The sequence below is a fragment of the Kushneria pakistanensis genome (assembly GCF_014652795.1).
GTDB classification, from domain to species: domain Bacteria; phylum Pseudomonadota; class Gammaproteobacteria; order Pseudomonadales; family Halomonadaceae; genus Kushneria; species Kushneria pakistanensis.
On record NZ_BMZM01000007.1, the window covers coordinates 1 to 6626 of the forward strand.

Here is a 6626-nt window from a genome sequence, read left to right on the forward strand (position 1 = left end):
GCTTTCCTGAAGCTATGTGTCCTTCCCTGCTTCCATGAGCATCCTGCTCATGCATCTTATCGAGCGATCCGTGCTCGAAGGAGCATCCTTGCTCCACTGAATACAGTGGAACACGTGTTCGAGGGACGCAACGACAACATGGATTGAGTGGCCGGAAATGAGGCCCGAAAACACTCATGATAATGTGCGTAATCATGATTTTTTGAAATTTCGCAAACCTATGGCCTCTCTGAAAGAAAGTCAGCAAGCAATAATTGCTGCCGCTTTCCCGCTCATTCAACAAGCCATAGACCCCCGATCAAGGTTCATATTTATTCAACGCAGGGATTACAGTGTGGCCAGGGTTGTCCGAGTTCGAACGGCCGCTTGAAAAGTGTGCAATATTATTCTGGAGACTCTGCCTCCACGAGCTATCGTATTGTGCCTCTTCGATAGGAGGAAGATTGTCAAAATAATCCATGATGTCTTTTAGTACATCACTGATATCACCATTCTTTTCATCCCATTGCCTGTTGATTTCTGCAACTACTTCTCTTTTCCAGGCTTGTGTTTGGTCCCATTGTTCATCTAGCGCTGCACGCTTCTCATTCATTGTGAATGTGCCGCCTTCATCGTAAATAATTAAACTAAGCTGATCAGGGGCAAGTCCTTTGAATGGATTGCTGCCGCTTCCATTCACATATGTAGTAGCTTGCTTGGCTCGGTCCAGATGCGCTGGATCATTGGTGTTGGGTACTTCAGCATCATATTTATCTTTATTTTGCTGATAGGCACTGCCATAGAACTGGCTTCTAATGTCACTTGCTTTGGCAGATAGCGCGTCACGGTCAAGGCTACTGTCCCTAGCATCGGCCCGAGCTTGGGCCGCATTCAGCTCCTGCGCTAGCGAAGAAATTCTGATACCCGAAGATGCCTGTTGGTTTGATCCGGCGACTTCGCTAGTTGCTTTTTCAGTACGGTTTTTGACCGTCCCGCTGTTCTGGACCGAGTTTTGTGATAAGCGGGTATTAATGTCGATCATGATCTGACCCCATCACTGAAAATTATTGCTTTTGGGCGCCATGAACTCTGACTGCCCACACTCAAAGCAGAGACACGCTGTGTCGGATCACCCTTCAACGACATACTCGCGTGGATCTATTGTTAACGGCCATGTAGGAGGAGTATTTAGAAAAACTATAAAAAATATACCTAATATACATTAAAGGTTTTATTTGTTTATCTTCCCTGCCCGTCCCTACCATCATCTGTATAGATTCTTTTGGCCATTGCACGAAACCCATGCGGATCGTCAGGCTCGGGCTTCTCTTGGTCTTCTTCCGCAGTGCTTTTGTAGCCCTCTGGGGGAGGGAGTCTGCGCAGGCTGGCCACATCCTCTCGCAGTAATCGCAACTCCTCTCCCTGACGCCTTGCCAGCTCAACCAGTTCAGCCAAAAAACGCTCTGTTGCAGGTGTCGCATCTTCACTAAAAGGTGGTGTCGCAAGTGTCGCAATAGATGTCGCACTATTGGGAGGCTCGCCATAACATCGAATAAGTTCCGACATGTCTAAAGCCCTACTGCCGCTAGGCTCTAGTACCCATGACAAGCGCCCTGACGCCATATGGCGATAGAGAGTCGCACGGTGAATACCAAAGAGTTTAGATGCATTGCTAGGTGTCAGTCGCATGGTGTCGCATCACCGCTGTCGCGTGGTGTCGCAGGTGGGGTTTACCTTACCTCCCTTGATACATATCTGTATGCCTACCTTTGTTTTGCTTCATCAAGTAGGCGTAGTGCTGTGTCCTCGCATGACTCACCAGGCTGAGCACTATTTTTTATAACAGCCATAGGGATACCGTAGAGCGCCCCTGAGCCCTTTTGCGTTCCATCGCCTACTGTGGCCTTAGATTTTCCTTTGCGAAGCTTCTGCGGCTTTTTTGATACCTTTTCGCCAAAGGTAAAAGCCAAGTGTGTGACTGTCCTACCTGTCTTGCGCTGCTCCCACTGAACCCAGAGTGGAGAGTGCTCATTAATCTGCTCGATAGCTGGCTCAATGACCCAACGTTTGAAATCCTTGATCGCGGGATACTTATCATCGAGCTGGAATGCCTCACGTAACCAACCAATCTCGACTTCGCGCTCTCCTGCACCGCGCCACTGAACTAGCAGTTCGTAGAGACGTATTGCATGCGCACTGGTCATTTGCGCCACGTCAGCCAGAGCGTAACGGGTAAATTGCTCCGTAAGCTGAGTCAGATAGGGCAGCATGTCTCTAGTAAAACGCAGCTCGACGCGACCCTCTTCCTCAACGTAAATAATCGTCTGCACCCAACCGGTGATCATAACTTTCCGCTTGCTGCCGTGGCCGTTGGGATCCTTGATCAAACGCACGTCACGCCTTTTGAGCCGCAGTGCAGCCTTCTCTAGCTCTCGGTAGGCCTGCTTAGTGGATGTACCCGACATAGCCGCTATCTCAGCCGCAGTGACGCTATATAACACCTCATCAGTGATTGACTGATCACGCCGCACTTGGCTGATGCAGGCCAGCATGATGCGTTGTTCGACAACACTGAGACGATACTGTGCTTCGATCAAAGCATTGCTCTTATAAATCTGCATCTGGCTCATCCTGCATTTGTGCTTTATAGGGAGTAAGTATACGCACTCCCTTAATACCGCAAATCCCTCCCCTCTACAACCGCAAATCCCTCCCCTTTTAACCGCAAATCCCTCCCCTTTTAACCGCAAATCCCTCCCCTTTTGGGGGTATTTTGTTTTTAAATTCAATAACTTATAAGCGCTAAAAGGGGAAAAGGGGAAAAGTACAGAAAAGACGTACAGCATTCGCGCATTTATACTATTTCATCTGAAGCACCTCACGTGCCCGCTAAAGCACGCAGCCTTGAGGGGGCCTTTCATCGTTACGCGGGTACATGAAACGCCTTCGGCTTAAGTTAACAATGAGGGGCAAAAACTATTACAGGGTCAGTGCTAGGGCTAAATCAGTACCAGTTTTGTCTAGCGAGGTAGCTTTATTATGAATCCAATGACTACGTTTATGATTTTAGAAACAGAAAACTTAAATGTGTCGCTTAAGGCAGTAGGTATAACCATAGGAATATTTTCAATCTTGCTTACAGCATGCGCTTTCTATACTTATATGGTGTATAGGAAGATGCAGAAACGTAAAAAGCGCACAGATTTAATTCAAAGAGCACGAGGTTAACGCTCAATATCATATTGAGCGTTGATTCAACCTAAACGTAATTATATCCACCGCATCGAGACGATTTTTAATCGTCGAAGAGAGGATGGAAAACAGCTTTTCAACCTTCTCTGGCTTTGAAGCTTGTACAGTGAACAAGTGATGTAGGCGATTGTATCGTGAATCTGAAAAACCTACATCTAATTAAATACCAACAATCTACATCTCTACTTTTGGTCGATCCATTAGGTAAATCGTTATTTTCCAATTTCAAAGGTAATTTACCGTTATCTTGCCACAACATCAGATCAGAAGCTTCGCAGCCACCGCAAAGAGTTTGCTTTCTAATAGCTGACTCAAGGTGCTTTGTTTGATCATCCTGCATGTAATTCCCTTTCTCGTTTAACAATGTTGTCAGATTTAAAGCGTACCTCAAGGTCATGTGCCGCGTCACTGCCATCAGGTAGTGACGCGGCAAGCAACAAGCCTAAGTGCGCGCTTGCAAGGGCAAAATATTGAATGATGGACGAGTGATGAGGTAAGCTTAAATCTCTTTATATGTGTTGATGTGTGTGTGTGTTGCTTACCTCGGCAAGACTAAAAGTCGATAGAGGTGCCCTAAGGTCGTGCTACACCTTTTCTTAGTAGCGCCGAATGGTCTACGAAAAGACCGCCCTTTATCAGTATTACTGATGCGTACGTGGACGTTTTCCACGCCCTGTAGGGGAGCCCGTGCCGCCTCTTCAGGTGCACGTTCTCCTGTAAATTAGTTATTTTGCAGAGGAGACAAAAGCTGCACGAAATCTCGGCATGACTCACAACAGTAGAGCGGCCGGGAAGCTCTATTGAGCAAGCGAACGAGCATCGCTTTATCTGCCTTTACCCTTGGGTGTTCTATGCAACTTCTTGCTGTATAGATCGGCAATTACACTGACCAGAATTCGCTCAAAGATGAACAAGCTGGGTTACGATTTTATGCAATTGTGTCGTCGAAACCGTGATGGTAGCCAGACGACACAATACCAACGGGCCCGCTCTTTGCGAGCAATAAGCCGAGATCTTCAAGAGCTTGGCTATCGCCAAATGCGAGCAGAGAGCTTAAAGCCAAAACACGTTGAATCGCTTGTGTCTCATTGGCGTGAAGCCAGTATTAGTGACGCAACTATTAAAAACAGAATGGCCCATATCCGATGGTGGGCTGATAAGGTCGGTAAGCCCGGCGTAGTGCCCGGCGATAACAGCGCTCTGGGTATATCTGACCGCAGCTATGTCAGCAGCGATAGTCGTGCGCGTGAACTTGATCCACGTGTAGGCTCAATTCCTGACGAGCGCATACAGACCAGTCTTTACTTGCAACGTGCTTTTGGTTTGCGCCGCGAGGAGTCGATGAAACTGAGACCCGAGATCGCTGATCAAGGGGATCGGCTTGCACTACAGGGCAGCTGGACTAAAGGTGGCCGAGCACGTGACATCCCTATCCGGACCGACGCACAACGGGCCGCGTTAGAGCAGGCCCATCGTGTCGCCGGTCAGGGATCTCTGATCCCTCCTGAAAAGTCTTACGCGCAGCACCTCAAGAGTTATGAATATCACTTGGGCAAAGTTGGTCTGTCACGTATGCATGGCTTACGCCACGCATACGCCCAGATGCGTTATCAGGAATTGACCGGTCGCGCGTCGCCGGCTGCTGGTGGGGCATCGGCACGGGATTTAACACCCGAACAGCGAACTGAGGATCGCGAAGCACGGCTGACAATCTCGCGTGAACTTGGCCATGAACGCGAACAAGTGACAGCAGTTTACCTCGGGCGATAACGGAGAAAGCCCATGCAGGACAACGATGACCAATGGCGCAAGGTAGGAAACACCGCAGGTAAGGTATGGCTCAACGTCATACGTTATCCGATGCGGTGGGCAATAGCTGCGGGTTGCATCATGCTGCTTTGCTTTTTATATCCAGATACGGCGGAGGCAGTGGTAGCACTTGCTGTGATGGCAGCACTCGCCTTTTTTGGGCTTCCCATGATTGGCAGCGCTTTAGGCTATGCAAACCCTTCCGTAACAAAAGAATCTTCTGATTTACTTGTTGATTCCTCTATTCAGCAGGCAGTGATAAAGCGTTCCAGTCATGATGGCGTACTGGCAGGTGAAATTGCTGGTAAACCTTTCTATATCAGCACCCATGACCGAGCCTGCGTCATCGGCCCGCCTGGTACTGGCAAGACGGCTTTCTTGGTCGCACAGTTGCTTGAATGGGCTGAATCAGGGCGATCATTCGTAGTTAACGATATCAAACCGGAAATATACGGTATTGTCCGTCAGCGTCTTGAGGAAAAGGGATATCGTCTACTGGTATTCAATCCCACAGCTCGCTGTGGTCATCGCTATAACCTGCTTGACGATCTTGAAAGCCCCGAAGCAGTTGGTGAGCTGGCCGCAGCGCTAGTGCCCTCGGAGAATAGCGAAGACGCTGTTTTTAACGAGAGTGCCCGTGATCTTCTCGATGCACTGATTACTCATTTGCGCGAGGCTGAAGGCAGCGTTTCGTTCCCACGTCTACGTGATTATGTCGCTGGTTTTAGCGAACACCGTGAGCTACTGCGTGAACTTGCGGCAAGTCCTTCAGCTGAAGCACGAGAGCTTGCCAGTGGCTTACGTATTGTCGCCAACAATGAACGGCTGCTCGGTTCAATTTTCGCGACCTTTCAGGCCAATCTCCGTTTTCTACGATTTCCCGCAATTCGTGAAGCCTTAGCATCCTCTGATTTTACCCTTGCCGATCTTTGTGCTGGTCGCGTCGCACTCTTTTTACAATTCGAAGAAGCCCAACAGCAGACTACGGCTCGCCTGTTTTCCGTCATGATGGGCCATGTCCTGCGCTATCTGATTGAGCACACGGATCGTCAGCCCGTTTTACTTTTGCTTGATGAGATTGGCAACGTGCCACAGGTTGCGGGGCTAGTGCAGAAGCTGAACACGATTCGTAGCCGACAACTGCCTACCTGGTTGTATTGGCAGAGCCGTGAGCAGATGCAGACTTACGGGGCGAAGTCGGATGAAGGGGCCAACATCATTATGGGAGCCTGTGATCTGCATTTAACATTTCGACTCAACGATAACAGTACTGCTGAGTGGATTAGCGACAAGATCGGCTCTGTAGATCGACTGGTGCGTTCGATTAGTGAAACGGTCGATCCTGCCTTGATCCCGGTTTTTTCCGATCGAACCTACACGCATTCACAATCATTGGAACGCGAACCTGTTATCTGGCCGTATCAGCTCCAGCAGCTGCCCCAGGGAGAGACGGTCTGTACCTATCAGGGGTTGGCATGGCGTGGCACAGCAGCGCCCTATTTTAAGCGCTGGCCAGTATTTGAAGGGCAGCGGCCGTCAGCGGTTCGAGGAGAGCCCTACGAAGCCAGCGAGTAGACACAAAAAGC

At 49.2% G+C, this 6626-nt stretch carries 5 protein-coding genes; 2 read left to right on the plus strand and 3 right to left on the minus strand.

The window, feature by feature from the left end; translation table 11 throughout:
• Positions 1-298: 298 nt before the first annotated feature.
• From IE123_RS16035 to IE123_RS16045, 3 genes are all read right to left on the minus strand, one after another.
• A complete protein-coding gene (locus IE123_RS16035) occupies positions 299-1021 on the minus strand; it encodes a hypothetical protein (RefSeq protein ID WP_189520101.1) in 723 nt (240 codons plus the stop codon).
• A gap of 197 nt (positions 1022-1218) precedes the next feature.
• Positions 1219-1545 (minus strand): hypothetical protein, encoded by a 327-nt coding sequence (locus tag IE123_RS16040; protein WP_189520102.1) that lies wholly within the window; start codon positions 1543-1545, stop codon positions 1219-1221.
• A 197-nt stretch (positions 1546-1742) separates the two neighbouring features.
• Positions 1743-2600, minus strand: a complete 858-nt coding sequence (locus tag IE123_RS16045; protein ID WP_229819818.1) for a replication initiation protein — start codon at positions 2598-2600, stop codon at positions 1743-1745.
• Between the two features lie 1537 nt (positions 2601-4137).
• On the opposite strand from IE123_RS16045, the gene IE123_RS16050 reads away from it, so the two are divergent.
• Together IE123_RS16050 and IE123_RS16055 are read left to right on the plus strand one after the other, a co-directional pair.
• Positions 4138-5001 (plus strand): phage integrase N-terminal domain-containing protein, encoded by an 864-nt coding sequence (locus tag IE123_RS16050; protein ID WP_189520106.1) that lies wholly within the window; start codon positions 4138-4140, stop codon positions 4999-5001.
• Positions 5002-5013: 12 nt separating this feature from the next.
• Entirely contained in the window at positions 5014-6615 is a 1602-nt protein-coding gene (locus IE123_RS16055) for a type IV secretory system conjugative DNA transfer family protein (protein ID WP_189520108.1), read from the plus strand.
• The last annotated feature ends 11 nt before the right edge of the window (positions 6616-6626 follow it).

Bases quoted from the DNA above. Each gene is read 5' to 3' on its own strand.
- IE123_RS16035 (WP_189520101.1), bottom strand. From the start codon at position 1,021: ATGATCGACATTAATACCCGCTTATCACAAAACTCGGTCCAGAACAGC.
- IE123_RS16040 (WP_189520102.1), bottom strand. From the start codon at position 1,545: ATGTCGGAACTTATTCGATGTTATGGCGAGCCTCCCAATAGTGCGACA.
- IE123_RS16045 (WP_229819818.1), bottom strand. From the start codon at position 2,600: ATGCAGATTTATAAGAGCAATGCTTTGATCGAAGCACAGTATCGTCTC.
- IE123_RS16050 (WP_189520106.1), top strand. From the start codon at position 4,138: ATGAACAAGCTGGGTTACGATTTTATGCAATTGTGTCGTCGAAACCGT.
- IE123_RS16055 (WP_189520108.1), top strand. From the start codon at position 5,014: ATGCAGGACAACGATGACCAATGGCGCAAGGTAGGAAACACCGCAGGT.